Raw genomic sequence first — 25712 nt, forward strand, 5'->3', positions numbered from 1 at the left:
GCGCCGGTGCAGGACCCGGCCCCCGAGGCCACGGAGAGGTCGCGCCGCCGCCGCACCCGCAGGACCGCGGAGCCCGCACCGGTCACCCCGGTCGAGGTCGTCCCGGTCGAGGCGCCGGCCGTCCCCGCGGCCGAGGCCCCGGAGGAGCAGCCGCGTCGTCGCCGTACCCGCAAGGCGGCGGAGCCGGTCGTCGACACCGTCGAGGCCCCGGTAGTCACAGAGACCAAGCCGCGCCGTGCGCCCCGCACGGTCACGGCAACGGCCGCGCCGGTGACTGCCGAAGCCGTCGTGGACACGGCGGAGGGTGTCGAGGCCAAGCCCGCGCGCCGGACCGCCACCCGCAAGGCGACCGCAGCCGCACCGGCCGCGGAAGCAGCCGTCGACACCGCCGAGGCGACCGAGGCCAAGCCCCGCCGCCGCACGGCACGCAAGGCCGCCGAGCCTGTCGTGGCCGTGGTCGAGGCCACCCCGGAGTCTCCGGTGGCCGAGGCCACGAAGCCCCGCCGGACGCGCAAGGCCGCGGTTGCCGCCGTGGAAACGGCCGAGGCGACCGAGGTCAAGCCGCGTCGGGCGACCCGCAAGGCCACGACAGCGACCGCAGCCGCCCCGGCCGCCGAGGCGGCTCTCGACACCGCCGAGGCGGTCGAGGCGAAGCCGCGTCGCCGCGTCCGCAAGGCCGCCGAACCGGCAGTCGTGACGGAGACGACGGACATCCCGGCCCAGCCGACGTCGGCCGAGACCCCGGAGCCGAAGCGCCGTGCGACTCGCAAGGCGACGGCACCGGCCGCGGAAGCCGCCGTGGACACCGCCGAAGGCGTCGAGGCCAAGCCCCGCCGCCGGGTGACCCGTAAGGCCGCTGAGGCCCCGGTGGTCGCCGAGTCGGAGGCCACCGAGCCGAAGCCGCGGCGCACGGCCCGCAAGGCGACGGCGACGGCCGTGGAGGCCGTTGTCGACACCGTCGAGGCCAAGCCGGCGCGCCGGACCGCCACTCGCAAGGCGACCGCAGCCGCACCGGCCGCGGAAGCAGCCGTCGACACCGCCGAGGCGACCGAGGCCAAGCCCCGCCGCCGCACGGCACGCAAGGCGGTCGAGGTCGTCGCCGACATCCCCGCCCAGGCGGCGGACGAGGCTGAGGCCAAGCCGCGTCGCCGGACGGCCCGCAAGGCCGCCGAACCGGCGGTTGTAGTAGAGACGGCTCCGGAGGCCGCCGAGGCGAAGCCCAGGCGCCGCGCCACCCGCAAGGCCACGGTCAGCGCCCCGGTCACGGACTCCGTGGAGGCCTGACCACCTCGAGGGCCCCGGCCCTCAGCACCACCGGCCACACCCAGACGGCCCGGCCCACCCCACCAGGTGGCCGGGCCGTCGGCGTTCCCCTGGAGCCTGCCCGAGCGGCTGTGCCGGAAGACGCTGCGCATGGGCACGCCCCGCCCGTCACCCGCCCCGGGACGGCCAGACCGTCGGCGTTCCCCGGGGGCCTGCCAGAGCGGAGCAGGCCGGAGACGTCGGGCATGGCGGTACTCCACCACCGGCGAGGGACGCCCCCCACACCACTCTCCCGCCCGAGCCGACGCCCTCCCTCTCAGGTGCGCCGGATAACCTCGGCACATGAGCAGGCCTTCGACCTTCGCCCCGCCCCCCGGTGCCCATGCGTACGCCCTGCGTACCGCGCGTGGTGAGTTCGCCGTCATCGATGCCTCCGTGGCGGTCGGCGTCGAGCCGAAGGGGACCGTTCTGCTGCTGCCCGGGTTCACCGGCAGCAAGGAGGACTTCATCTCGACGCACGAGCCGCTGGCCGCGCGCGGGTACCGTACCGTCGCCGTCGACGGGCGCGGGCAGTTCGAGTCACCCGGCCCCCGGGACGACGAATCGGCTTACGCACAGGCCGAGTTGGCACAGGACGTGCTCGCTCAGGCGGCGGCCGTCGGCGCCCCCGTACACCTCGTGGGGCACTCGCTCGGTGGCCAGGTCGCCCGGGCCGCCGTCCTGCTGGACCACTCCCCGTTCCTGTCGCTGACCCTCATCTCCTCGGGCCCCGCCGAGATCTCCGAGGCCCAGCAGCAGCGCGCGAAACTGCTGCGGGACGCACTCGCCGTGATGAGCATGGCCGCCGTCTGGGAGGCCATCCAGGCCATGGACGACCCGCAGGCCGGCGGCGGCGACCTCGACCCGGTGGACGCCCTGGACACCGGACTCGACGACCGCGAGGACCTGCGCCGCCGCTGGATGGGCACCAGCCCGGCCCAACTCGTGGCCACCGGGCGCCAGTTGCGCTCCGAGCCGGACCGCGTGGCGGAACTCGCCACCGTACCGATGCCCTTCCACGTGCTGTCCGGCGCGGAGGACGGCACCTGGGCCGTCCCCCTCCTCGACGACATGGCCGTACGACTGCGCGCGCACCGGACCGTCATCGCGGGAGCCGAGCACTCCCCCAACACGGACCGCCCACTGGAGACGGCCCGCGCCCTGGGCGACTTCTGGGACACCCTCGCGCACTGACTCGCGTACCGACTCGCTTACCGATCTGTTCAGTACCGCGTCTGTCAGTACCGCGTCTGTCAGTACTGCGTCTGCAGGTGCTCCCAGAAGCCGTCCCGCAGCGCCCGCCGCAGCTCGGCCTGTCCGCGCAGCGAGTACTGGAGCAGCCCCTCCGCCTCCACCAGCAGGTCCTGGTCGACGGAGCCGGGCAGATACGGATGCCCGGGCAGCAGCTCGACCAGTGCCTCGCGCCCCCGCGCGGCCAGCCACTTCGCCGCGATCTGCGCGCCCACGAACCGCACGTCCTCGCGCGTGGGGCGTGTCCCCGACGACGACTCGTAGGACGCGGCCGTGCGCCGGGCGACGTACGGCTTGAAGAAGTCGAGGTCGAACGTGCGCTGGCTGTCGACCTCCCAGAGCAGGGGCTCGGCCTGGTTGCGGCCCTCGGGCGCCTCGATGCCCCACAGGTGGACGCGTGCCCCGTACCCCTGCGCGGCCTCGACCGCCGACACCAGGTCCTCGTCGCCGCCGATGAGCGCGGCGTCGTTGATCGCACGATGCCGGGCCAGCGACTCCAGGTCGGAACGGATCAGGGAGTCGACGCCCTTCTGCTGGTTGTTGGCGTTGAGGTTGCCCAGGCGGACCTTCACATCGGGGAGTTCCGCGATGGACTGCTGCTCGATGGTGTGGATGCGGCGCCTGGCACCGTCGTACCAGTAGACCCGCAGCAGCCGGCTGTCCGCGAAGATCGTGCGAGCCTTGTCGATGAGCGCTTCGATGAGGCCTTCCGCGTCCAGCTCGTAGGAGCGGCGGTCCTCGGTTCCGGCGACGAGCCGTCCCGCCGCCGCGTACAGATACCCCGCGTCGACGAAGATCGCATGTGTCGAGGGTGTCTTCGCCACCTCGGCAAGCATGCGGTGGAGCAGTTCGTTCGTGCGGTCGATGCGGGCGCTCAGCTCCGCGAGGTCGTCGTTGTTCATATACCTCCATTGTCTCGGCGGTCACGCTTCGAACACAACCGGCCCCGGTCAGTCTCCTGCGCAACCTTCCGCACACCCTCGTTAACAGGGCGGTAGTTAGACGCGCGAAAAATTTCCTTAGCGTAGGGAATGTTTGTAACATGCGGGTAGTTGACTAGATACGTAACCAAGTAGTTCTCCTCAGGAGGATGACCAGACGAAGGGAGAAGCCCATGCGCTTCGAAATCATGCGTCTTGACGACGTCGACGGGACCCCCGTGGACAGTACGGTCGTGGACGCCGCCTCCGTCAACCGGATCGTGCAGCAAGCAGCCTCGATAGGGCAGCGTCTCTGGATCCGCCCGGCCGACACCTCGGCCTCATAACGCGCGGACGACGCTCGCCCACGACGAGCAGACTTCAGAACCCCCGTACGGCATCGATGCCGTACGGGGGTTCTGCTTATGTGCCCTCACGCAAGCCCTGCGCGTGAGCCCCGCGCGTGAGCCACAGCCGTCAGCTCTGCCGGATCACCTGGGTGACGCCGTTGATGATCTGCTGCACGGCGATCGCGGACAGCATCATCCCCGCGAGCCGGGTCACCAGGACCACACCGCCGTCCTTGATGACGCGGATGATCAGCAGCGAGTACCGCATGACCACCCACAGCACGACGTGGACGGCCAGGATCGCCGCCCACACCGACACCTGCATGGCCACGCCGTCCGCCTTCTGCACGGCCAGGATGACCGAGACGATCGCACCGGGCCCGGCGAGCAGGGGCATGCCGAGCGGTACGAGGGCGACGTTCACGTCCTTGGTCTGCTTGGGCTCGTCCGTCTTGCCGGTGAGCAGGTCGAGGGCGATCAGCAGGAGCAGCAGTCCGCCGGCGATCATCAGGGCGGGCACGGAGACGTGCAGATAGTCCAGGATCTGGTGCCCGAGCAGCCCGAACACGGTGATCACACCGCCGGCCACACAGACCGCCTGGAACGCCATCCGCTTCTGGACACGGGCCGGGCGACCGGCAGTGAGGGCGAGAAAGATCGGGGTGATCCCCGGGGGATCCATGATCACGAAGAGGGTGAGAAAGAGCGAACCGAAGACAGCGACGTCGAACATGGGTGAGCGAGCCTTGCGTAGATACGGGGAAGGGCGGAGGACGAGCGGGGAGGGGCCTGAACCGAGGCCTCAGACTCCGCCGGTCCCCGGCACCGGGAACGCCCCGGTGGCCCGCCGCGTGATCTCGCCGTACACCTCGGGGTCTGTCGTGTACTCCCCGAGGACACAGGTCTTGCGACTGCCGTGGTAGTCGGAGGAGCCGGTGCCCAGCAGCCCCAGCTCCGCCGCGAGGCCGCGAAGGCGTGCCCGGGTCGCCGGTTCGTGGTCCATGTGGTCGACCTCGATGCCGTCGAGCCCTGCGGCGGCCAGCTCCGCGATCGCGGACTCCGGAACGGTCCGCCCCCGCTTGCTCGCGGCCGGGTGCGCGAACACGGCCACTCCGCCGGCCCCCTTGATCAGCCGCAGCGCCTCGAAGGGGTCGGTCTCGTGCTTCGGTACGTAGGCCCGGGCGCCGTCGGCCAGCCAGTCCCCGGTGAAGGCGTCGTTCACGGTCGGTACGACGCCCAGCTCGACCAGCGCGGTGGCGACATGGGGTCGGCCCACGGATCCGTCACCGGCGATCCGCGCGACCCGCTCCCAGGTGATGGGCACGCCCATTTCCCGGAGCTTGGCCACCATCCCCTGGGCCCTCGGCACCCGGTCGTCCCGGACCAGCTCGCGCTCGGCGAACAGCGCGGGCTCCTCGGGGTCGAACAGGTAGGCCAGGATGTGCATGCTGACCCCGTCGAGCCGGCAGGACAGTTCGGCCCCGGTGACCAGCGTGAGCCCGGCGGGCAACGCGGCGATCGCCTCGGCGTACCCACGGGTCGTGTCGTGATCGGTCAGCGCGACAACGTCGAGCCCGGCCGCAGCGGCGTTGCGCACCAGCTCGGCGGGCGTGTCCGTACCGTCGGAGGCGGTGGAGTGGCAGTGCAGATCGATGCGCACGGTGCGGACTCCAGGCGACGACGGGAACGGGAACGGGGACGAACAAGACGCGCCAAGCATAACGGGCCTCCAGCCTCGCCCGTCACACCTGAACATTCCAAACGCCCCTTACAGTCGCGGCCCCACAAGGGGCGCGGGGAACTGCGCGACCAGCCCCCACGGCCCCGCACACAACAACGAACCGCACACCCCCGACCCAGCAGAGCGCTACGGCTGGAGCAACCGGGGCGACAACGCCCCACAAGGCACCAACTCCAGCTCGGCCCCCGCGTCCCGCAGATCCGTGAGCACCAGCTCGTCGTACATCAGCAACCCGGACTGCTCGGGCCACACCACCGCCCACAACCACAACCCGAGCGCCTCACCCGCGAACACCGCACGGTCGTCGGGCCCACCCGTGACATGCCACAGCGGAGTCGGCCGCCCAGCCGCCAGCACCTTGGCCTCGGCAGGCTTCTCGACGTTCATGTACGGCCCCGGATCGGGCCCGTCGATGCCCGCGTACCGCGCACCGAGGCCGACACCGAGCTCCTCGGCGACCAGGATCAGCTCACCCATGCCACCGAGCGGACCGGGACCCGTGCAGGCCACCGCCGTCGCACGGCCGCCGCTGCGGTCGTCGCCCGCGCAGCCCACGCCCGTGAACAGCCAGCCGACCGGCAGCGGCCACGGCATCCACACCGGTACCTGCGTGCGGTGCACCACGACACCGAGGGCCTCGACGCTGGGCGGGATCACAGGCTGCAGCGGATGCACCGTCCCGTGCACATCGCACTGCCAGGAGTCGGCAAAGAGTCCGGGAGCCCTGACCCGGCCACCACACTTCGGGCAACTGGGTTCGCCCCTCATAGAACTCCACGGTCCTCCCCGTCCTTCCTCCCGTCAAGGACGATCACCCGTCCGGAGTGACAGGTTTCCACCTCTCCACCAGGCGCCCATCGGACAGATTTAGATGTAGCTTGCATTAATTAGCTGCGCTAACTTACTATGTGCATACACCAACGATCTCCTCGCAGGTCGCACCCGCGAGTCGTGAAGGAGAAGGAGCAGGCATGCACAGCAGTACGGAAAGCACGGAAGGACTCCTCCGGCAGCCGAAGGCCGTCTGGGCGACCGCCGGCGCGTCCGTCGTCGCCTTCATGGGCATCGGACTCGTCGACCCGATCCTCCCGTCCATCGCCAAGGGCCTGGACGCCACGGCCGGCCAGGTCTCCCTGCTCTTCACGTCGTACTTCCTGATCACCGCCGTTGCGATGCTGGTCACCGGCTTCGTCTCCAGCCGGATCGGCGGCAAGAAGACCCTGCTGCTCGGTCTCGCGTTCGTCGTGGTCTTCGCGGGTCTGGCCGGCACCTCGGGCTCGGTCGCCGAACTGGTCGGCTTCCGGGCCGGCTGGGGCCTCGGCAACGCGCTCTTCGTCTCGACGGCCCTCGCGGTCATCGTCGGGGCAGCGGCAGGCGGCAGCTCGGCGGCTATCCTGCTGTACGAATCCGCGCTGGGCCTCGGTATGGCGTGCGGCCCCCTGCTGGGCGCGCTGCTGGGCAACGCCAGCTGGCGCTATCCCTTCTTCGGCACCGCGTTCCTGATGGCCGTCGGCTTCCTCTGCATCACGGTGTTCCTGAAGGAGCAGCCGAAGCTGGCCCGGAAGACCTCGCTGCTCGACCCGATCAAGGCGCTCGGCCACGGCGGCCTGGCCTCCGCCGCCATCTCCTCCTTCTTCTACAACTACACGTTCTTCACCGTGCTGGCCTTCACCCCGTTCGTGCTCGACATGACTCCCTACAAGTCCGGGGCCGTGTTCTTCGCCTGGGGTCTGCTGCTCGCCGTCTCCTCCGTGCTCGTGGCACCGCGCCTCCAGCGGCGGTTCGGCTCACTGACGGTGCTCGGCGGCTCACTGGTACTGCTCGCCGTCGACGTCCTGGTCCTCGGTTACGGCAGCCACACCACCGCCGTCGTCTGCACGATCCTGTCCGGCGCGTTCATCGGCGTGAACAACACGGTCTACACCGAGCTGGCGCTGGGTGTCTCGGACGCGCCGCGCCCGGTGGCGAGCGCCGGCTACAACTTCGTGCGCTGGTTCGCGGCGGCAGCGGCCCCGTACTTCGCGCCGAAGATCGAGGAGTGGAGCGACATCCACATGCCGTTCGTGGTCGCCGCGGTCACGGCTGTGCTCGGCGCTGTGGTGGTGGTCGTACGGCGGAAGTCCCTCACTCACGAGGCCGAGGAACTGGAGACGCGGCACGCGACCGAGGACAGTGTCGCCGTCTTCGCGAGCTGAGCGCTCCGCGGGTATCACGGCAACCAACCCGCGGGCCGGTGGGCGCCGATCGCGCCCGCGGCGGAGCCGCACGTCGACACCGCCCCGCACCCCTTCCGGGGCCGGGGAAACCGCGCCGGTCTTCGCCAAGGCCGCTCAGCGGCCGTGTGCCTGCCGCAAGCTGTGGCCAACTCGCGCTCGCCAGGCGCCCGTTGGTGACATCGGTCACTCCGGTGCGGGTACTGAGGTCAGTCCAGCGGGACGGATCTGCGGGCGGGGTCCCGTAGGTCCGTCCCGTTCGTGAGCCAGCGTTCCTGGAGGGCCTGGGCGCCGTGGACTCGCTTCCAGGCCGCCTCGTTCGCGGTCATCGGGAGCAGCGGCAGGAAACGCACCGGGTCCAGGGGCTCGTCGAGCTCCAGGTCCTCGACCAGGCCGCCCGGCTCCGCGACCAGGACCGAGGTGAAGGGCGCGCCGGGCCACAGCGGCTCCCCGACGTCGAGCGAGGCACCGGGGGCCACGATCACACCCTCGACCTGCGGGGACGCGGCGAGAACCGCGAGCGGTCGCAGCACCTTGTCGGTGTCGGCGAGGCCGGCCCGGACGGAGATGACCAGTTCGGCGCGCGGCCCCTTCACCGGGTCGGCGAGCACCGCGGTGGGGTCCGCCATCGGCAGCGCGGACATGCCGAGGGTGGCGTAGCGGACGATCTCCCCGTCCTGGTCCCGGCCGGGGAAACGCAGCACCTCGACGCGGTCCGTACCGAGGAAGGTGACCGCGGCGCGCGCGTCCGGTTCGCCCAGCGTCGTACGCAGCCGGGCCTCGACCAGAGGAAGAACATCAGACATGCGCCGAGCATAGAACTCGTCGGTTAGGGGCAAACGCGCACCTTGACAGTTCAGGCGACTGTTACCCTAGGCCGGGTTCGGGGCAGCACGCAGAGCGTAGCGATCGAGTCCCGGCACCGCTGAAGTTCCCCCTCGGGGGCTCCCCTTGAAGGGGAATGGATCGTCCCTCACGAGGGACCGGCCGGAGGAGGTGGGGCTGCAATGGATCGAAGTCATCCGTGCAGTAGCACCCGCTCTTCCGCCCGCTGATGTAGTTGTTCCGGACTTCTCCGGCTGGCTGTCACCTCTCGCATTCGCGTCATCGCGGAAGAGCACTTGGTTTCGTTTTGCCTGATCCATGTGATCTGCGTCAGTTCTGAATCAGTAGCGAAGCTCACCACCGCGACGGTGCGGTGCTCCCCGCTTTGTGGACGTGCCAAACATCCTCAGTCAGGACGTCCCCATTCCGGGTAGTTCCAACCGTTGTCGGCGGTCTTTCGTTGCCTGTAGCGAAGGAACCTGCCAATGTCGATGATCAACAACCTGCGTGCCGCCGTCCGCCCGTCCCGTCCCTCCCCGCGCAAGGACGGCAGCGGCTACGACACCACCCGTGACCCCTCGACGCCCTCCGCGGTCGTCGACTGCGCCGTCTACCGTGACGGCGCCCGGGTCGAGACCCCGAAGGCGCTGACCCCGCACGAGGCGATGCGCAAGGTGCGCCGCGACGGCGGCTTCGTGTGGATCGGGCTGCACGAGCCGACGGAGGGTGAGTTCTCCGGTATCGCCAGCGAGTTCGGGCTCCACCCGCTCGCCGTCGAGGACGCGATCCAGGCCCACCAGCGGCCCAAGCTGGAGCGGTACGACGACACGCTCTTCACCGTCTTCAAGACCATCCACTACGTCGACCACACCGAACTCACCGCGAACAGCGAGGTCGTGGAGACCGGCGAGGTGATGTGCTTCACCGGGCGGGACTTCTTCATCACCGTCCGGCACGGCGGCCAGGGCTCCCTGCGCGCGCTGCGCCACCGCCTCCAGGACGACCCGGAGCTGCTCGCCAAGGGCCCCTCCGCCGTGCTGCACGCCATCGCCGACCACGTCGTCGACGGCTATGTCGCGGTCGCGGACGCCATGCAGGACGACATCGACGAGGTCGAGACGGAGGTGTTCTCGCCGGGCCGCAAGGGCACCCCGCGCGGCACGGACGCCGGCCGGATCTACCAGCTCAAGCGTGAGGTCCTGGAGTTCAAGCGGGCCGTCTCGCCGCTCCTGCGGCCCATGCAGCTGCTGAGCGAGCGCCCCATGCGGCTGATCGACCCCGACATCCAGAAGTACTTCCGTGACGTCGCCGACCACCTCGCCCGGGTCCAGGAGCAGGTGATCGGCTTCGACGAGCTGCTCAACTCGATCCTCCAGGCCAACCTCGCGCAGGCGTCCGTCGCGCAGAACGAGGACATGCGGAAGATCACGTCCTGGGCGGCGATCATCGCCGTACCGACGATGGTGTGCGGCGTCTACGGCATGAACTTCGACTACATGCCGGAGCTGCACTGGAAGTTCGGCTACCCCGTGGTCATGACGGCCATGGTGGGCATGTGTGTGGGCATCCACCGCACGCTGAAGCGCAACGGCTGGCTCTGACGGCGACCGGGGTGGCGGACGGCATCGCTACCCTTCTGCCCATGACTGACACGCTGCTCGACCGGGCCCTCGTCGAGGAGGCCACCAAGAAGTCCGGGCTCATCTGGGTGAAGGGCAACGGCGTGCCGGCGCAGCACGTCGCCGGCCATGGCATCCCGGCTCGTGCGATGTGGCACGTCTGGCACGAGGGGGCGGCCGTCCTGGTCGGCGACGGGCCCGGTGAGCAGCCGTTGCCCGGCCTGATCGAGGGGGCCGACGCGGAGGTCACCGTCCGCAGCAAGGACAAGGGCGGGCGACTCGTCACCTGGCAGGCGACGGTCGTGGAGCTGGCCCCGCGCTCCCCGGAGTGGGAGGCCGCGGTCGCCGAGCTGAAGGGGAAGCGGTTGAACGCGCCGGACGGGGAGGCGATGACGGATCGGTGGGCGCGGGAATGCAGGGTTGTGCGGTTGGTGCCGCGCGCTGGGGTTGCGCGCCCTCTGCCGGACGGGTCGCTGTCGGCTCCTCCACTGCCGAGCCCGGCGACAACCAGGGAACCGATCCCGGCGGGGTTGCCGCGGCTGCTTTTCAAGAAACGCAGGCGGTCTGTGGGGTAGGTGGTTCGTTCCACCGCGGGCCTGTGGGGGCTGGTCGCGCAGTTCCCCGCGCCCCTGAAGGACTCAGGACGACGGCAGTTGCTGGCCGTAGTCGACCGTCTCGTTCTTCGCCGGTTCCTTCAGGGGGAAGTCCTTGCCCCAGTCGCTCAGCAGCAGTGTGCCCGCACCGCCCGCGCGGACCAGGCGCAGGGGGTACGGGGATCCTTCCAGGGAGACGTCCAAGGTGCCGCCATCGCCCTTGTCGCCGGTGATGCGGATCGTGCGGACGCCCGACTGCTTGTGGTGGCCGTCCGTGGCGAGGCTGCCGTGCAGGGTGAGCAGGCCGTCGAGGAGCACGTCCTTGTCGGTGAAGCCGCTGAACTTCTTGTACGAGGGGTCGCCCGTCGGCACCTTCACGAAGAGGCCCCCGAGCTTCGCTGCGGCTGCCGCGTCCGACTCGCCGCCCTTCCCCTTGCCGCCGTCCTCGTGGCTCCAGAACGCGGCGTCGGCCTTCAGGAACAGGTGCTCCCCGACCCGCAGCAGCCGGAACGTCGACCCCTTCGCGGTGACCGAGCCGGTGCCGCCGTCGTCCTTGAGGCTCATGTCGAGGGTGTACGTGGTCCCGCTGGTCACCACGGTCCCGGAGAGGCGTACGGCGTCGGCGGACCCGGCTGCCGTACGGGTCTTCGTCTGGATTTTGTCGGCGGGCAGCTTGCCGACCCCGTTCGTGCCCTCGTCCGGGTCGGCGCCGCAGCCCGTCAGCCCTGCTCCCGTCACGAGCAGTGCGCACATCGCGCTCACCAGGCCGACGCTGCGGGTACGGCCACGGGGGATCGCAGACACAGGTGGGGCTGCCTCTCGTACGAGTGTCCTGAGTGGTGTGGACGGCAGCGTACCGGTGCCGTCGGGCCCCGGCGGAGCCAGTCCGTCCGGACCCCCCACCAAGGCGTGGCCGAACCGGACGGGCTAGCCTGAAGCGCACCCGAGCAGGCAATTCGGAACCCCCGGACGCAATCCGACGCGCTCCCCGCAGCGCGCACCGAAGCAGGAGGCGTGGCATGGCGGCAGGCTCATCCCGTGTCTTCGTCTCGCACCTCGCCGGTATGGCCGTCTTCGACCCGAACGGCGACCAGGTGGGCCGCGTGCGCGACCTCATCGCGATGCTGCGCGTCGGTAACCGTCCGCCCCGGCTGCTCGGCCTCGTCGTCGAACTCACCACCCGGCGCCGCGTGTTCATGCCCATGACCCGCGTCACCGGCATCGAGTCCGGCCAGGTGATCACGACGGGCGTGCTGAATGTCCGGCGCTTCGAGCAGCGCCCCACCGAGCGGCTGGTCCTCGGCGAACTCCTCGACCGGCGCGTCACCCTCGGCGAGACCGGCGAGGAGGTCACCGTCCTGGATGTGGCGGTACGACAGCTGCCGGCCCGCCGCGACTGGGAGATCGAGCGGATCTTCGTACGGAAGAAGGGCCGCGGCGGAGCCTTCCGGCGCAACACCGGAGAGACGCTGACCGTCGACTGGTCCGCCGTCACCGGGTTCTCGCTGGAGGAGGACGGGCAGGGCGCTGAGAGCCTCCTGGCCACCTTCGAGCAGCTGCGCCCCGCCGACCTGGCGAACGTCCTGCACCATCTCTCCCCCAAGCGGCGCGCGGAAGTCGCCGCCGCCCGCGACGACGACCGGCTGGCCGACGTCCTCGAGGAGCTGCCCGAGGACGACCAGATCGAGATCCTCGGCAAGCTCAAGGAGGAGCGTGCCGCCGACGTCCTGGAGGCGATGGACCCGGACGACGCCGCCGACCTGCTCGGTGAGCTGCCCGAGGACGACCAGGAGCGGCTGCTGAACCTGATGCAGCCCTCCGACGCCGCCGACATGCGCCGGCTGATGGCGTACCGGGAGGACACGGCGGGCGGTCTGATGACGACCGAGCCGATCGTGCTGCGCCCCGACGCGACCGTCGCCGACGCGCTGGCCCGGGTCCGCAACCCCGACCTCTCCCCCGCGCTCGCCGCCCAGGTGTACGTGTGCCGTCCGCCGGACGAGACTCCGACGGGCAAGTACCTGGGCGCCGTCCACTTCCAGCGGCTGCTGCGCGACCCGCCGTACACCCTGGTCGGCTCGCTCGTCGACGACGACCTGCAACCGCTCTCGCCGGACGCCGAACTGCCGGTCGTCGCCGGTTTCTTCGCGACGTACGACATGGTGGCGGCGCCGGTGGTCGACGAAAGCGGATCGCTGCTCGGCGCGGTGACCGTGGACGACGTACTCGACCACATGCTGCCCGAGGACTGGCGGGAGACGGAGTTCCACCTCGCCGAGGGCGACACCGACATCAACGCCGATAGCGATGACGATGACGATCACGACGCTTACGGCGATGACGAGAACGAGTCCGAGAGAGCGGGTGGTCATGACTCCTGAGCGTGAGCCCGGCACCCGCGAGCGCGCTGCCGGTGGCTCCACGGCGGCCTCCCGCCCCCGGGTGCGTCTCGACCAGCCGCGCGCGCCCAGGCGTCGGCTGCTGCCCGAGTACGACCCGGAGGCGTTCGGGCGGCTGTCCGAACGCATCGCGCGTTTTCTCGGCACCGGGCGGTTCATCGTCTGGATGACGGTCGTCATCGTCGTGTGGGTGGTGTGGAACGTCTCCGCGCCGGCCGACCTGCGCTTCGACCACTACCCGTTCATCTTCCTGACCTTCGCGCTGTCGCTCCAGGCCTCCTACGCGGCCCCGCTGATCCTGCTCGCGCAGAACCGGCAGGACGACCGCGACAAGGTCAACCTCGAACAGGACCGCAAGCAGAACGAGCGGTCGATCGCCGACACCGAGTATCTGACCCGCGAGGTCGCCTCCCTGCGCGCCGGACTCGGCGAGGTCGCGACCCGGGACTGGATCCGCTCCGAGCTCCAGGACCTGGTCAAAGAGCTGGACGAGCGGCGCGCGGAGCGGAACGAGGGTGGGCGCCAATCCGACAAAACGATCACATTCCCGACAGAACGGCCGCGGGGGCGTGACACAGAAGACCGGTGACGGGCTTTCCGGGGGCCGTGTGCGGCCCCGTACCATCGGGGTCATGGCTACGGAAGACGCGGTGCGTGAAGCACTGGCGACGGTGAACGACCCCGAGATCCATCGACCCATCACCGAGCTGGGGATGGTGAAGTCGGTGACAATCGGCGCGGACGGGGCGGTCGCGGTCGCCGTGTACCTGACGGTCTCCGGCTGCCCGATGCGCGACACGATCACGAAGAACGTGACGGAGGCGGTCTCGCGGGTCGAGGGTGTCACCCGCGTCGACGTCGAGCTGGACGTCATGAGCGACAACCAGCGCAAGGAGCTGGCGTCCGCCCTGCGCGGCGGCCAGGCCGACCGCGAGGTCCCCTTCGCGAAACCGGGCTCCCTCACCCGCGTGTACGCGGTCGCGTCCGGCAAGGGCGGCGTCGGCAAGTCGTCGGTGACCGTCAACCTGGCGGCGGCGATGGCGGCCGACGGTCTCAAGGTGGGCGTGGTCGACGCCGACATCTACGGCCACAGCGTGCCGCGCATGCTGGGCGTCGAGGGGCTTCCGACCCAGGTCGAGAACATGATCATGCCGCCGTCCTCGCACGGCGTGAAGGTCATCTCCATCGGCATGTTCACCCCGGGCAACGCCCCGGTCGTCTGGCGCGGCCCGATGCTCCACAGGGCCCTCCAGCAGTTCCTGTCGGACGTGTACTGGGGCGACCTGGACGTGCTCCTGCTGGACCTGCCGCCGGGCACGGGCGACATCGCGATCTCGGTGGCCCAGCTGGTCCCGAACGCCGAGATCCTCGTCGTGACGACGCCTCAGCAGGCGGCGGCAGAGGTGGCCGAGCGGGCGGGCGCCATCGCCGTCCAGACCCACCAGAAGATCGTCGGCGTGGTCGAGAACATGGCGGGGCTGCCCTGTCCGCACTGCGGCGACATGGTCGACATCTTCGGCACGGGCGGCGGCCAGAGCGTCGCGGACGGCCTCACGAGGACGACAGGGGCGACGGTCCCGGTCCTCGGCTCCATCCCGATCGACGTCCGCCTGCGCGAGGGCGGCGACGACGGCAGGCCGGTCGTCCTGACGGACCCGGACTCCCCGGCGGGCACTGCGCTGCGCGCCATCGCGGGCAAGCTGGGCGGCAGGGCACGAGGCCTGTCGGGCATGTCCCTGGGAATCACCCCGAGGAACAAGTTCTAACGGACGTCAGCAGGGGCCTTTGAGTGGCGCGGGGAACTGCGCGACAAGCCACAACGGCGCAGCACCCGCGACAAGACCTCATGCCCCACGGCGAAAGGGCGCCGCACACAAACGGCGGCGCCCCTCTCTCACGCGTACACGCCAATATCCTTGATCACGGCGAAGCCCAGCCCGTACGCGCTCATCCCCCGCCCGTACGCGCCCACGTGCACGCCCTCCTGGGTCGACCCGGCGAGGACCCAGCCGAACTCGGACTCCCGGTAGTGGAAGGGCGTAGGCACCCCGTCGACCGGGAGGGAGAGGGTGGACCAGTCGTCGCCGCCGAGATCGTCGGCGAGGACCCACGCCGTCTCCGTCTGCTGGTCGAGCCAGTCGTCGCGCAGGCTGTGGTCCATCTGGCCGGGCCAGGTGAAGGACAGCAGCCCCACACCGGCCAGCCAGGCCGCCGACGAGACCGAGGTGGCCTCCAGCAGCCCCGTGCCGTCCGCGCTGCGCCGTACGGGGTTGGCGGCCACGGTGACCACCACCGCGAACCGCTCCTTGTCATCCCCCATGGCCTCGTGCCGTACGGAGGGTTCGTCGCCGTGCCCGATCGAACCGTGCTCGACGGCGCCGTCGGCCGCCGTACCCACCTGCATCAGCCAGCGCGGTCCCGTGAAGGCCTCGTCGAGGCCGTACCAAGGGAAGGGCGCCAGCAGATAGCCGTCGACCGTACGCCGGGCGAAGGGGACCTGTTGTCCGCCCTCCGCGGCCGGCGCCTGCGCGCCCACCCGACTTGTCGTCTCCATGTACCCGGACGCCTCCTCGTTCTCGTCGGACCGGAGCGGCCCGCCCCCCTGCGGGCGGCGTTGTTCGCCCATGAACGGCCCCACAACAACTCGGCAGCATAGCCACACCGCTCCGAGCAGCAGGGAAAGCGCCCGGCGCGCGGGCCACGCAGACGTCCGGATCGGGCCCTCAGAGGCCCGGTCGGAGTATGAGACACGTCACGTGCGGACCTGTGACGGTCAGGTGGCGTCCGCGTCGAAGGGCGGGCGCTCGTCCGGCTCGGGCTTCTTCGTCATGTCGACGGTGCCACCGGAGGAACCCGACGAAGTGGAGGAACCCGAGGACGAGGAGGACGACGACGTGTCGGACTCGCGGCCGTGGACCGCGTCCGTGACCTCGGCCATCTCCTTCTTCAGGTCGAAGCCGTTGCGGATCTCCTTGAGCCCCAGCTCGTCGTTGTCCAGGTGCTTGCGGATGAACGTCTTGGGGTTCAGGTCCTCGAACTCGAAGTCCTTGAACTCGGGGCCCAGCTCCGAGCGGATGTCTTCCTTCGCGCCCTCCGAGAACTCCCGGATCTTGCGAATGGTGCGCGTGACGTCCTGGATCATCTTCGGAAGCTTCTCCGGACCGAAGACGAGCACGGCGAGCAGCACGAGCGTCACCAGTTCGAGCGGTCCTACGTCATTGAACACCTGAAGCTCCTTGCGATGTCCTCGGTCCTCGGCCCTCGGTGGTCCGTGCGGTCTTCGCGGTCTTCCGTGGTCCGGGCCGGATCCAAGGTACCCGGCCATCCCGTCCCACCGGTACCGTCCGGGGGCCCAAGAATGGGTGTACGCGACCGGTTTTCCGCGATGTTTGCCTTGTGGGAGCCGGTAGGGGCCCGCCACCTGTGACGTTTCTGTCAGTTGCCGCCGGAGGAGCCCAGGACGAGGGAGATCGTCCGTTGCCCGCCACCGCGCAGCAGGGACAGTTCCAGTCGGTCGCCGGGGCGGTGGGCGCGGATCCTGACGATCAGTTCCTCGCCGGAGTGGACGCGCCGGCCGTCGACCGCGGTGACGATGTCGCCGGCTCGCAGTCCCGCCCGGTCGCCGGGGCCGCCCTTGGTAACCGGAGGCTCGCCGTCGTTGCCCTGCGTGCCCACGCGGGCGCCGTCGCCGTCGTAGTCCATGTCGAGGGTGACGCCGATGACGGGGTGGGTCGCCCTGCCGGTGTTGATCAGTTCCTCGGCGACGCGCTTGCCCTGGTTGACGGGGATGGCGAACCCGAGCCCGATCGAACCGGCCTGTGTGCCGTCCAGCCCCGAACCGCCGTCGGCGGAACGGATCGCGGAGTTGATCCCGACGACTCTGGCCTCGGCGTCGAGCAGCGGCCCGCCGGAGTTGCCCGGGTTGATGGACGCGTCGGTCTGGAGCGCGTCGACGTACGACACGTCGCTCCCGTCCCCGCTCCCGCCCCCGGCGGTGATGGGCCGTTCCTTGGCGCTGATGATCCCGGAGGTGACGGTGTTGGCGAGGTCGAAGGGGGCCCCGATGGCGACGACGGGATCGCCGACCGCCACGTTGTCGGAGTTTCCGAGGACCACGGGCCGGAGCCCGTCGACGCCGCTCACCCTGACGACGGCGAGGTCGTATCCGCTGTCCCGTCCGACGACCTCGGCCTCGGCACTCTCGCCGCCGCTGAACGTCACCGTCACCTTGCCGTCCGCACCGGCGGCCTCGACGACGTGGTTGTTGGTGAGGATGTGTCCCCGGCCGTCGAGCACGAACCCCGTTCCGGTGCCTTCGGCGCCGCCGCCGCGCACATGCAGTGTCACCACGCTGGGCAGCGCCCGCGCGGCGATCCCGGCCACGCTGTCCGGGGCCCGCCCGACGGAGGCGTCCCTCCCGGCCTGCGACAGCTGAATGCGGTCGCCGTCGCCGTCATGGCGTTCCAGATAGGTCCCGACGGCGCCACCGATGCCCCCGGAGAACAGGGCGAGCACCAAGGCCCCGGCGACCAGCCCACGCTTCCGCGCCCCCGGTCGGCCGCCGACGGAGGCGGCTCCGTTCCGCTGGAGGGCGGAAGGGGCCACGGGCGCCCAGGGGTCGTAGCGGCGCCAGGGGTCTTCGGTGGGCGTCAGCGGCTCCGGTACGGCCGTACCGTGCGCCGGGGTCACCACGGGGTGCTGGACCGGCGGAGCGGGCGCCCAGGGGCCGGGATGGCCGTACGGCGGGGTGCTGTAGGGATCGGGGTCGTGCAGGGGCGCGGGGTCCGCCTCGACGGCCGGTACGGGCTCGGGCGTCGCTATGGGCAGCGGCAGTTCGAAGTCCCCGTCCTCACCGGCGTCCTCTTCGGCTCCACCCTCGGCAGGATCGGGCACCGTTCGGGGCCGCTCGAGTTGGAAGTCACCCCCGAAGTCAGCTCCGGCTCCCGCTCCGGCCGAGCTCGCCCCGGACTCTCCCTCACCGGGAGCCGGAGCGGAGGCCGGAGCCTCCTGGCCGGAGGTCGAAGCGTCCTGACCGGGCGCCGATTGCCCGCTGGGCCGGTTCCACCAGTTGGCCTTCGCGGGCTTCCCCTCGTCCATGCTCTCCCCACACCTGGCCCGCCTGACGGCTCGTCGGCGGTTACCGAGGGCCGCTGTCGCGCGAACCACCGCTCCGCCGACCGCCGTTGAGCGGACCGCCGATGCGCGGTCCGCTCCTCGGATTCAACCAGGTTCGTGGGGTCAGCGGACGGTGTCCGACGGGGACGTGGACGCGGACGGTGAGGGGGACGCGTCGGGCGCCGGTGTCGTGAGCAGGCCCCGCACCGCCGTCTCGGGCGCCGTCGACCAGGAGGTCAGGGTGATCTCCGGGGACGCCGGCGGGCGTATGAGCGGGGACAGCACCGCGGCGGCGGCCACGACCGGCGCGGTCAGCTGATGCATGGCCGCCCGCTCCCGCTCGCGGACCCCTGAGGAGGGTGCCGGGATGCCCGGCAGCAGTGGCGCGGACACCTCCGTCGGCGCCGCCGGCGTCCGTCCGAACGTCCCCTGCCCCAGTCCCTGCGAGAACAGTGGACCGACCGAACGGCGCCGCTGGCTGTCAGGAGCCGTCGAGGTCCCACCACCCTGCGGACGCATCGGCGTCACATTGCTGCCCCCGGAAGTGCCCCGGGCGTCCGTCGTGTCACCGGGAACGCCCGTCGACACCCCGCCCAGCGCGATGGCGGCGATCGACACCGCACCGGCGGCGGCGAACGCGAACCGCAGGCCGCGCGAGGACGACCGGTCGGCATAGTGACGCCCGACCTCGTGGATACGGAAGCCCCGGCCCGGAGCGGGCGGGAGTACGGAGGTGTGGGGCCGGGCGGGAACGTATCCGAACCCCTCCCCCCTCACCCCGAAGGCTCCTGAGCCGATTCCTGGGCTGCCGGGGAATCCGGAGAGTCCGTCGGTGAATCCTCCCCCGCCCAGCGGGGAGTCGCCGGAGTCGGAATCGCCTCCTCCGGGCAGGCCCTGGAGGCGGGCCAGGAAGCTCTCGGAGGGCGGTGGCGGGGCCATCTCCGCGAAGACGTTCTTCAGACGGCGCTGTGCGTCGGCCTCGGCCTTGCACTTCGCGCAGGTGGCCAGGTGCGCCAGGACGCGTTCACGCGTCTCATGACCGAGTTCTCCGTCCACGAGGGCGGAGAGCCGGTCTCCCAGATGCTGCTCGGCGAGGCGACGCTCGGCAGAGGCAGAGTACGGCTGTGATGCGCTCACGCGGTCGCGCCCCCTCCTCCCAGCGCGGCCACCCGTGGCACCGCGAAGCGGCGCTCGGCACGGGCCTCCGGAGAGCGGTGCGCGAGGGCCTTGCGGAGCTGGGAGCGGCCTCGGTGGATACGGGAGCGGACGGTGCCGAGCTTCACGCCGAGAGTCGCGGCGATCTCCTCGTACGACAGTCCCTCGATGTCGCACAGGACGACGGCGGCGCGGAACTCCGGCGCCAGCGTGTCCAGCGCCTGCTGGACGTCCGCGTCGAAGTGCGCGTCGTTGAAGACCTGCTGCGGGGACGGCTCACGGCTGGGCAGGCGCTCGGCCGCGTCGTCGCCGAGGGCGTCGAAGCGGATGCGCTGCTTGCGGCGGACCATGTCCAGGAAGAGGTTGGTAGTGATGCGGTGCAGCCAGCCCTCGAAGGTGCCGGGCGTGTACGTCGACAGCGAGCGGAAGACGCGGACGAAGACCTCCTGCGTGAGGTCCTCGGCGTCGTGCTGGTTGCCCGTCAGGCGGTATGCCAGGCGGTAGACGCGGCCGCTGTGCGTGCTGACGATCTCCTCCCACGAGGGCGGAGTCCACGCCTGCCCGTCCGCGTCGGTGGAGAAGGTCGCGGTCTGGGCTCGGTCAGCGGCATGGCTCGGGTCAGCAGCAGTCTTGTTCACGGATCTCGGCCTACCCGCTGATCCGAGAAGGCGCCGCAGCGCTCCTCCCCGATCCACAGGTGCAGCCGCACCTCCCCTGTCGGCTCTGGCGGTGTCCAGTGGAGTCCCTACCATAGCCACCTCGCCCGTTAGCTCCGGATAAGCGGTTTTCTGAGAAATTGATGTGCGCCGATCCGGCTCCCACGGCCGCTCAAGCACCTGCACCGACTCCGTATTAACCGTGTACTCCGTGTGCCGGCCCATCCGCTGATCCCCCATGTCGTCGTCCCGCTCCGCACCACCTCGTCCCGCACCCCTCTAAACGACTGGTCCCATCAGCGGGTTCCCGGGCGCAACGGATACAGTCACGCCCAGGCAACCGCGGGGACAGGAGAGGGTCATTACCGGCAACCGGCAGACGAGCTGGGCGTTCGCCGACGCCTTTGTCGCCGAGGACGAAGCACTGCGCTGGGCCCGTGACCGGGCCCGCGAGGCAGGGCTGCGCTCAGTGGCGCCCAGCACGGGCGCCGCGCTACGGCTGCTGGCCGCCTCGGTGGACGCGAAGTCGGTGGCGGAGATCGGGACCGGGACGGGCGTCTCGGGGATGTATCTCCTGCAGGGCATGCGCCCGGACGGGGTCCTGACGACCGTCGACCCCGAGCCGGACCACCAGCAGTTCGCCCGCCAGGCCTTCCGGGCGTCCGGCTTCGCCAGCAACCGCGCCCGCTTCATCCCCGGCCGCGCCCTGGACGTGCTGCCCAGGCTCGCGGACGCGGGCTACGACCTCGTCTTCTGCGACGGCGACCGGCTGGAGTGCCTCGACTATCTAGCTGAATCGTTGCGTCTGCTCCGTACGGGTGGCCTGGTGGTTTTCGAGGGCGTGTTCGCCAACGGCAGGACCGTCGACGCGGGGCCCCAGCCCACCGAGGTCATACGACTGCGGGAGCTGCTGCGCGCGGTGCGCGAGAGCCAGGAACTGGTGCCGTCCCTGCTGCCCGTGGGCGACGGCCTGCTGTGCGCGGTCAAGCGCTGAGCCCTTGCGGCCCGCAGCGTACGGACGGCGGAACGGACGCCGGAAACGGACGGCAGAACAGTGCCCCGGCACCGTACGTTCACGATGCCGGGGCAGCTGAAAGGGTATGGACGCGTCCGCGCGTCAGCCGACGACCTTCTTGAGGGCATCGCCCAGCGCGTCGGCCTCGTCAGGGGTCAGCTCGACGACGAGTCGACCGCCGCCTTCGAGCGGAACTCGCATGACAATGCCCCGCCCCTCCTTTGTCACCTCGAGCGGGCCATCGCCCGTCCGCGGCTTCATGGCCGCCATGCTCGTTCCCCTTCCTGAAACCAGCTCATCGTCGCCGACGGCCCCTTAGGAGGGCACGCGCTTCCCCCAATGAGAGGCACGTCACCGGCATCGAACACATTGCTTCCCAGCCATTATCCCGCATCTCAGGACCCTATGACCAACATCAGTCGGCATCGCTTGGGCAACGCGCGCGATCAAAACCACTCAATTCGGCGATGTGACTGCGATACTTCGCCGCCGCGCGCACTTCTCGGCCGACCACGACCGATCCGGAATTCTTTGACGCAGGTCACATGACCGGTCCTCTCCTGGGCGCATGATCTCCGCCATGCTGTCATGGGACGACTGCGTACTGATCAGTACGCAGGCCGACGCAGCCGCGACACCGGAGGGGACCCCCATGGCCGACACCGTGCTCTACGAGGTGCACGACGGGCTGGCGACGATCACGCTGAACCGCCCCGAGGCGATGAACGCGCTGAGCATCGCGACCAAGGTCGCACTCCGCGAGGCGGTCCAGGCGGCGGCCACGGACGACGCCGTACGGGCCGTACTGCTGACCGCCGCCGGTGACCGGGCGTTCTGTGTCGGCCAGGACCTCAAGGAGCACATCGGGCTGCTGGCCGCCGACCGCGAGGCCGGCACGGGCCAGACCATGACGACGGTCCGCGAGCACTACAACCCCATCGTGCGGGCTCTGACGAGCATGCCCAAGCCGGTGGTGGCGGGCGTGAACGGCGTCGCGGCCGGGGCCGGTTTCGGCTTCGCGCTCGCCGCGGACTACCGGGTCGTCGCGGACACGGCGGCCTTCAACACGTCGTTCGCGGGCGTGGCGCTGACCGCCGACTCGGGCGTCTCCTGGACTCTCCCGCGCGTGGTGGGTCCCGGGCGTGCCGCCGACCTGCTCCTGTTCCCGCGCAGCATCAAGGCGCAGGAGGCGTACGAGCTGGGCATCGCGAACCGGGTCGTCCCCTCGGCGGAGCTGCGGGCCGAGGCCGAGAAGACGGCACGGGCCCTGGCCCACGGCCCCACGGTGGCCTACGCGGCCCTCAAGGAGGCCGTGGCCTACGGGTTCACCCACACCCTGGCCCAGACGCTGGAGAAGGAGGACGAACTCCAGGCACGCGCGGGCGCGTCGGAGGACCACGCGATCGCGGTGCAGGCGTTCGTCAACAAGGAGAAGCCGAAGTACCTGGGCCGTTAGTCCGGGGCGGGAGCACTGCCGGAGGCGTCCCTCACGGGGCGCTTCTCGCCGCGCACGTCTCCAGGTGGTCGTCCACCAACCCGCACGCCTGCATCAGCGCGTACGCCGTCGTCGGGCCCACGAAGCGCAGGCCCCGCTTCTTCAGGGCCTTCGACAGGGCCGTCGACTCCGGAGTGACCGCGGGGACGTCGGACAGGGTCCTGGGGACCGGACGGGTGACGGCGTCCGGGGCGTGGGACCAGATCAGCTCGTCCAGCTCCCCCGGGGCCCACCCGGTCAGCACGCGCGCGTTGGCGATCGTCGCGTCGACCTTCGCGCGGTTGCGGATGATGCCGGCGTCGGCGAGGAGCCGTTCGCGGTCGGCGTCCGTGAAGACCGCGACGGACGAGATCTTGAAGTCGGCGAAGGCGGTACGGAAGCCTTCCCGGCGGCGCAGGATGGTGATCCAGGAGAGGCCGGACTGGAAGGCCTCCAGGGAGAGCCGCTCGAAGAGGGCGTCGTCGCCGTGGACCGGGCGGCCCCACTCCTCGTCGTGGTACGCCACGTAGTCCTCCGTGGACAGCGCCCAGGGGCAACGCAGCGCGCCGTCGGGGCCGGCCAGGGCCACGCCGACGGCGTCACTCACTGCTCGTTCCCCTCGACCGGCTTGTCCATGATGACCCGCGGCGCGGCCTGGGCACCGGCCAGCGCGGACTCCAGGTCGTTGATACGGGCGTCCCGCTCGGCGAGTTCGGCACCGAGGCGGGTGAGCGCGTCGTCGACGTCCGACATGCGGTAGCCGCGGGCCGTGACCGGGAACCTGAGGGACTCGACATCGCCGCGGCCGACGGGACGGTCGGGCGGCAGCAGGTCCTGGAGCCGCTCGGGCGCGACCTCCGGCAGAACGGCGCTCTCGCCGCCGCCCACCACTGCCAGCGTCACCGCGGTGACCACGACGGCGAGCGCGACGACCAGGAACAAGAACATCAACATCGCTGGGTCCCCACGGGATTCGGACGGATCGGGTTGATCGGGTTGATCGGGTTGATCGGGTTGATCGAAGTACCTGTGCCGATTGCGGCAGGGTCCGATCGTGCCATGCGAGTCTGGCAGTTATGGTCGCAGGCGGCCGAATACAGGGCTGATTGCCGGGCCGGGCACAGGAACGTACTGGGAGACGCACACGGTGAGGTCACAGCGGATGCTCAGGCTGGGCAGGCGTGAGTTCGACACGCACGAGCCGGTGATCATGGCGATCGTGAACCGGACCCCGGACTCCTTCTACGACCAGGGAGCCACCTTCCGCGACGAGCCGGCGCTCGCGCGCGTCGAGCAGGCGGTGTCGGAGGGTGCCGCCATCATCGACATCGGCGGGGTGAAGGCGGGGCCGGGCGAAGAGGTGACGGCGGCGGAGGAGGCGCGGCGGACGGTCGGCTTCGTGGCGGAGGTGCGGCGCCGTTTCCCCGACGTGATCATCAGCGTGGACACCTGGCGGGCCGAGGTGGGCGAGGCCGTGTGCGAGGCCGGCGCGGATCTGCTGAACGACGCGTGGGGAGGCGTCGATCCGCGGCTCGCGGAGGTCGCGGGGCGGTATGGGGTGGGGCTGGTGTGCACGCACGCGGGCGGTGCGGAGCCTCGGACGCGTCCGCATCGGGTGGCGTACGAGGATGTCATGGCCGACATCCTGCGGGTGACCGTCGAGCTGGCCGAGCGGGCGGTCGCGCTGGGGGTGCCGCGGGAGTCGGTGATGATCGATCCCGGGCACGACTTCGGGAAGAACACGCGGCACAGCCTGGAGGCGACGCGGCGGCTGGGGGAGATGGTGGAGACGGGCTGGCCGGTGCTGGTGTCGCTGTCCAACAAGGACTTCGTGGGCGAGACGCTGGACAGGCCGGTGAAGGAACGCCTGGTGGGGACGCTGGCGACGACGGCGGTGTCAATGTGGCTGGGCGCGCGGGTGTACCGCGTCCACGAGGTCGCGGAGACCCGGCAGGTCCTGGACATGGTGACATCGATCGCGGGCCACCGTCCCCCGACTGTGGCCCGCCGGGGGCTGGCGTAGGAGTTCTTCACCCCCGCCGCCCCTACCCGTCCCGTCCTCGGGGGCTCCGCCCCCGAACCCCCGCTCCTCAAACGCCGGAGAGGCTGATTTTCAGCCCGTCCGGCGTTTGAGGACGAGGCCCCTTCAGGGCCGAAGCGGGGGTCTGGGGGCTGCAGGCCCCCAGACACGGCGAGAACCCATACCGCTCAAGCCCAGCGCTTAGCGCCCCGCCTCCTTCGACACCAACGCCACCGCCTCGTCCACGTCGTCCGTGACGTGGAACAGCATCAGGTCCTTCTCCGACGCCTTGCCCTGGGCGATCAGCGTGTTCTTCAGCCAGTCGATCAGGCCGCCCCAGTACTCGCTGCCGAAGAGGACGATCGGGAAGCGCGTGACCTTCTGCGTCTGGACCAGGGTCAGCGCCTCGAAGAGCTCGTCCAGGGTGCCGAGGCCCCCGGGCAGGACCACGAAGCCCTGCGCGTACTTCACGAACATCATCTTGCGGACGAAGAAGTAGCGGAAGTTCAGGCCGATGTCGACGTAGGCGTTGAGCCCCTGCTCGAAGGGGAGCTCGATACCCAGCCCCACCGAGACGCCCTTCGCCTCGCACGCGCCCTTGTTCGCCGCCTCCATCGCCCCCGGGCCGCCACCCGTGATCACCGCGAACCCGGCCTCCACCAGGCCCCGGCCGAGGCGGACACCCGCCTCGTACTCCGGTGAGTCCGCCTTCGTCCGCGCCGAGCCGAACACGCTGATCGCGGGCGGGAGTTCGGCCAGTGTGCCGAAGCCCTCGATGAACTCCGACTGGATGCGCAGCACCCGCCAGGGGTCCGTGTGGACCCAGTCGGAAGGGCCGCCCGCGTCGAGGAGACGCTGGTCGGTGGTGCTCGCCTGGACCTGCTCGCGCCTGCGAAGCACCGGTCCGAGCCGCTGCTCCTCCGGTGGCTGCTTCCTGTCCTCGGGGTTGCCGTTGCTCATGGCCGCTCCCTTTCTCCACCTACTGTCGTTCCACCTCAGCGTAGATCTCCGCCGGTTACGGACGGGGGACGTGAGCATGTCCGCCATGAAGCGGCGCCGCGTCC

At 70.5% G+C, this 25712-nt stretch carries 26 protein-coding genes and 1 pseudogene; 12 read left to right on the forward strand and 15 right to left on the reverse strand.

What is annotated here, in order from left to right; genetic code table 11:
- Together G3I56_RS35645 and G3I56_RS35650 are read left to right on the forward strand one after the other, a co-directional pair.
- Positions 1 to 1284, forward strand: a pseudogene (locus G3I56_RS35645) (ATP-dependent helicase); the annotation flags it as partial.
- 321 nt (positions 1285 to 1605) lie between these two features.
- Positions 1606 to 2496: an alpha/beta hydrolase gene (locus G3I56_RS35650; protein ID WP_164416437.1), complete on the forward strand. Its 891-nt coding sequence runs from the start codon at positions 1606 to 1608 to the stop codon at positions 2494 to 2496.
- Positions 2497 to 2555: 59 nt separating this feature from the next.
- Here the strand turns inward: G3I56_RS35650 and G3I56_RS35655 are convergent, their stop codons facing one another.
- Positions 2556 to 3455, reverse strand: coding sequence for an NYN domain-containing protein (locus G3I56_RS35655; RefSeq protein WP_164416439.1), 900 nt, complete (start codon positions 3453 to 3455; stop codon positions 2556 to 2558).
- 212 nt (positions 3456 to 3667) lie between these two features.
- On the opposite strand from G3I56_RS35655, the gene G3I56_RS43415 reads away from it, so the two are divergent.
- Entirely contained in the window at positions 3668 to 3820 is a 153-nt protein-coding gene (locus G3I56_RS43415) for a hypothetical protein (protein WP_006374340.1), read from the forward strand.
- Between the two features lie 130 nt (positions 3821 to 3950).
- On the opposite strand, the gene G3I56_RS35660 is transcribed toward G3I56_RS43415, so the two are convergent.
- From G3I56_RS35660 to G3I56_RS35670, 3 genes are all read right to left on the reverse strand, one after another.
- Positions 3951 to 4556, reverse strand: coding sequence for a MarC family protein (locus tag G3I56_RS35660; protein WP_164416441.1), 606 nt, complete (start codon positions 4554 to 4556; stop codon positions 3951 to 3953).
- 69 nt (positions 4557 to 4625) lie between these two features.
- Entirely contained in the window at positions 4626 to 5483 is an 858-nt protein-coding gene (locus G3I56_RS35665; protein WP_164416443.1) for a PHP domain-containing protein, read from the reverse strand.
- Between the two features lie 207 nt (positions 5484 to 5690).
- Entirely contained in the window at positions 5691 to 6332 is a 642-nt protein-coding gene (locus tag G3I56_RS35670; protein WP_164416446.1) for a DUF6758 family protein, read from the reverse strand.
- Between the two features lie 203 nt (positions 6333 to 6535).
- Here G3I56_RS35670 and G3I56_RS35675 point away from each other — a divergent pair, with 203 nt between their 5' ends.
- Complete coding sequence (locus G3I56_RS35675) at positions 6536 to 7759, forward strand: MFS transporter (RefSeq protein WP_164416448.1); 1224 nt, start codon at positions 6536 to 6538, stop codon at positions 7757 to 7759.
- Between the two features lie 227 nt (positions 7760 to 7986).
- On the opposite strand, the gene G3I56_RS35680 is transcribed toward G3I56_RS35675, so the two are convergent.
- Positions 7987 to 8583, reverse strand: a complete 597-nt coding sequence (locus G3I56_RS35680) for a suppressor of fused domain protein (RefSeq protein ID WP_164416450.1) — start codon at positions 8581 to 8583, stop codon at positions 7987 to 7989.
- Positions 8584 to 9087: 504 nt separating this feature from the next.
- Here G3I56_RS35680 and G3I56_RS35685 point away from each other — a divergent pair.
- Together G3I56_RS35685 and G3I56_RS35690 are read left to right on the forward strand one after the other, a co-directional pair.
- Positions 9088 to 10203 (forward strand): magnesium and cobalt transport protein CorA, encoded by a 1116-nt coding sequence (locus G3I56_RS35685; RefSeq protein WP_164416452.1) that lies wholly within the window; start codon positions 9088 to 9090, stop codon positions 10201 to 10203.
- Between the two features lie 41 nt (positions 10204 to 10244).
- Positions 10245 to 10796: a hypothetical protein gene (locus G3I56_RS35690; RefSeq protein WP_164416454.1), complete on the forward strand. Its 552-nt coding sequence runs from the start codon at positions 10245 to 10247 to the stop codon at positions 10794 to 10796.
- 63 nt (positions 10797 to 10859) lie between these two features.
- On the opposite strand, the gene G3I56_RS35695 is transcribed toward G3I56_RS35690, so the two are convergent.
- Positions 10860 to 11618 (reverse strand): hypothetical protein, encoded by a 759-nt coding sequence (locus tag G3I56_RS35695; protein WP_164416456.1) that lies wholly within the window; start codon positions 11616 to 11618, stop codon positions 10860 to 10862.
- A gap of 215 nt (positions 11619 to 11833) precedes the next feature.
- Here G3I56_RS35695 and G3I56_RS35700 point away from each other — a divergent pair, with 215 nt between their 5' ends.
- From G3I56_RS35700 to G3I56_RS35710, 3 genes are read left to right on the forward strand one after another with little or no spacing between them, the layout of a single operon-like run.
- Complete coding sequence (locus G3I56_RS35700) at positions 11834 to 13195, forward strand: CBS domain-containing protein (protein WP_164416458.1); 1362 nt, start codon at positions 11834 to 11836, stop codon at positions 13193 to 13195.
- Positions 13185 to 13802, forward strand: a complete 618-nt coding sequence (locus tag G3I56_RS35705; RefSeq protein WP_164416460.1) for a DUF1003 domain-containing protein — start codon at positions 13185 to 13187, stop codon at positions 13800 to 13802. Before G3I56_RS35700 ends, G3I56_RS35705 begins: the two co-directional genes overlap by 11 nt.
- Positions 13803 to 13845: 43 nt before the next feature.
- The gene (locus tag G3I56_RS35710; protein WP_164416462.1) at positions 13846 to 14979 is read left to right on the forward strand and encodes an Mrp/NBP35 family ATP-binding protein; all 1134 of its coding nucleotides are present in this window, start codon (positions 13846 to 13848) and stop codon (positions 14977 to 14979) included.
- A 128-nt stretch (positions 14980 to 15107) separates the two neighbouring features.
- On the opposite strand, the gene G3I56_RS35715 is transcribed toward G3I56_RS35710, so the two are convergent.
- The 5 genes from G3I56_RS35715 to sigE form a co-directional block, all read right to left on the reverse strand.
- Positions 15108 to 15839 carry a hypothetical protein gene (locus G3I56_RS35715; protein WP_164416464.1) on the reverse strand — a complete coding sequence of 244 codons (732 nt, stop codon included), beginning with the start codon at positions 15837 to 15839 and terminating at the stop codon, positions 15108 to 15110.
- Between the two features lie 147 nt (positions 15840 to 15986).
- Entirely contained in the window at positions 15987 to 16439 is a 453-nt protein-coding gene (locus G3I56_RS35720; RefSeq protein WP_164416466.1) for a sec-independent translocase, read from the reverse strand.
- Between the two features lie 209 nt (positions 16440 to 16648).
- On the reverse strand, positions 16649 to 18310 hold the full coding sequence (locus G3I56_RS35725) for a trypsin-like peptidase domain-containing protein (protein ID WP_164416468.1): 1662 nt from the start codon (positions 18308 to 18310) through the stop codon (positions 16649 to 16651).
- 141 nt (positions 18311 to 18451) lie between these two features.
- Entirely contained in the window at positions 18452 to 19465 is a 1014-nt protein-coding gene (locus tag G3I56_RS35730) for an anti-sigma factor (protein WP_164416470.1), read from the reverse strand.
- Positions 19462 to 20235 (reverse strand): RNA polymerase sigma factor SigE, encoded by a 774-nt coding sequence (sigE, locus tag G3I56_RS35735; protein ID WP_203691473.1) that lies wholly within the window; start codon positions 20233 to 20235, stop codon positions 19462 to 19464. Before sigE ends, G3I56_RS35730 begins: the two co-directional genes overlap by 4 nt.
- Before the next feature lie 199 nt (positions 20236 to 20434).
- Here sigE and G3I56_RS35740 point away from each other — a divergent pair, with 199 nt between their 5' ends.
- Positions 20435 to 21133: an O-methyltransferase gene (locus G3I56_RS35740; RefSeq protein WP_164416597.1), complete on the forward strand. Its 699-nt coding sequence runs from the start codon at positions 20435 to 20437 to the stop codon at positions 21131 to 21133.
- 123 nt (positions 21134 to 21256) lie between these two features.
- On the opposite strand, the gene G3I56_RS35745 is transcribed toward G3I56_RS35740, so the two are convergent.
- Positions 21257 to 21424: a DUF3117 domain-containing protein gene (locus G3I56_RS35745; protein ID WP_003966491.1), complete on the reverse strand. Its 168-nt coding sequence runs from the start codon at positions 21422 to 21424 to the stop codon at positions 21257 to 21259.
- 382 nt (positions 21425 to 21806) lie between these two features.
- Here G3I56_RS35745 and G3I56_RS35750 point away from each other — a divergent pair, with 382 nt between their 5' ends.
- Positions 21807 to 22610, forward strand: a complete 804-nt coding sequence (locus tag G3I56_RS35750; protein WP_164416598.1) for an enoyl-CoA hydratase-related protein — start codon at positions 21807 to 21809, stop codon at positions 22608 to 22610.
- A 31-nt stretch (positions 22611 to 22641) separates the two neighbouring features.
- Here G3I56_RS35750 and G3I56_RS35755 read toward each other — a convergent pair whose 3' ends face one another.
- Positions 22642 to 23235 carry a DNA-3-methyladenine glycosylase I gene (locus tag G3I56_RS35755; protein ID WP_164416473.1) on the reverse strand — a complete coding sequence of 198 codons (594 nt, stop codon included), beginning with the start codon at positions 23233 to 23235 and terminating at the stop codon, positions 22642 to 22644.
- Complete coding sequence (locus G3I56_RS35760) at positions 23232 to 23582, reverse strand: DivIVA domain-containing protein (protein ID WP_164416475.1); 351 nt, start codon at positions 23580 to 23582, stop codon at positions 23232 to 23234. The genes G3I56_RS35755 and G3I56_RS35760 overlap by 4 nt, the downstream gene beginning before the upstream one ends.
- 208 nt (positions 23583 to 23790) lie before the next feature.
- Here G3I56_RS35760 and folP point away from each other — a divergent pair, with 208 nt between their 5' ends.
- Positions 23791 to 24651 carry a dihydropteroate synthase gene (gene folP, locus G3I56_RS35765; RefSeq protein WP_164416599.1) on the forward strand — a complete coding sequence of 287 codons (861 nt, stop codon included), beginning with the start codon at positions 23791 to 23793 and terminating at the stop codon, positions 24649 to 24651.
- A gap of 198 nt (positions 24652 to 24849) precedes the next feature.
- Here the strand turns inward: folP and G3I56_RS35770 are convergent, their stop codons facing one another.
- Complete coding sequence (locus G3I56_RS35770) at positions 24850 to 25608, reverse strand: TIGR00730 family Rossman fold protein (protein ID WP_164416477.1); 759 nt, start codon at positions 25606 to 25608, stop codon at positions 24850 to 24852.
- Positions 25609 to 25712 lie beyond the last annotated feature (104 nt).

Origin of the sequence: Streptomyces sp. SID12488 (assembly GCF_010548275.1) — a bacterium.
Classification (GTDB): domain Bacteria; phylum Actinomycetota; class Actinomycetes; order Streptomycetales; family Streptomycetaceae; genus Streptomyces.